The sequence below is a fragment of the Rubritalea sp. genome, assembly GCF_039830215.1.
Taxonomy (GTDB): domain Bacteria; phylum Verrucomicrobiota; class Verrucomicrobiia; order Verrucomicrobiales; family Akkermansiaceae; genus Rubritalea.
Map to the genome: position 1 here is coordinate 11,932 of NZ_JBDOPO010000248.1, position 767 is coordinate 12,698.

The 767-nt window shown below is 55.1% G+C and carries 1 protein-coding gene; it reads left to right on the forward strand.

All coding sequences use genetic code 11. The features are described from left to right. Positions 1-191, forward strand: a 191-nt coding sequence (locus ABGY95_RS08220; protein WP_347441201.1) for a hypothetical protein, incomplete at its 5' end; no start/stop codon positions are given. Positions 192-767: the final 576 nt, after the last annotated feature.

A 767-nucleotide genomic window follows, 5' to 3' on the forward strand; every position in this document is an offset into this window, starting at 1 on the left:
CAGCCGGATACTACCTCTATATCGACAAGGACACGGACCCAGCACTAGATGCCTACGACACACTCAACCTGACCTACGGCTACTACGCTGGCCACCAAGCCGGCGAAGGCTACACCTTCCCCTTCATCAAGTGCGCCGATGGACGCTACGCTCTGATCCAGATGAAAGAATACCCGTGGCTCATTCACTAAGATGCCAATGACTCCTCACCACCAACTTCAACTAAATCGCGTGGGCCGCAGGCTTTCGGAGTGCTGTGGTTCGACACCGCTTTGCGGTCAGGCGGACTCGGCACGCGCGGCGCGGAGCCCAACCTCAACTAAACCTGCCCGCAGACCACACTTAAACTGGAGCTTCCCCCCTTCGGACTGCTGTGGCTCGACCCAGTGAGCGACCCAGTGAGCGACCTAGTGAAACTGTTACTAGAGGCCTTAAAATATGATCTTAACAACTAACAAGTTAGAACATGGGTGTGATTACTAAGGGCAATGACTTTGGCTGTCTCTCGCGCTGCTCGCTGGCTCGGCTGCACCTCGCCGATGGAACCCTGCGCACTACGCTAGCAGACTTCCACCGTGGCGACGGTTTCCAACCGTCTAGCCCATCTACAATCACGTGAACAAAATCACGTGCGCCATAGGCTTTCGGACTGCTGTGGCTCGACACCGCTTTGCGGTCAGGCGGGACCCGGCACGCGCGGCGCGGAGCAAAACATGTCAAAAAACGTCAGAACATGACATTAACAACTAACAAGTTAGAACATAAAT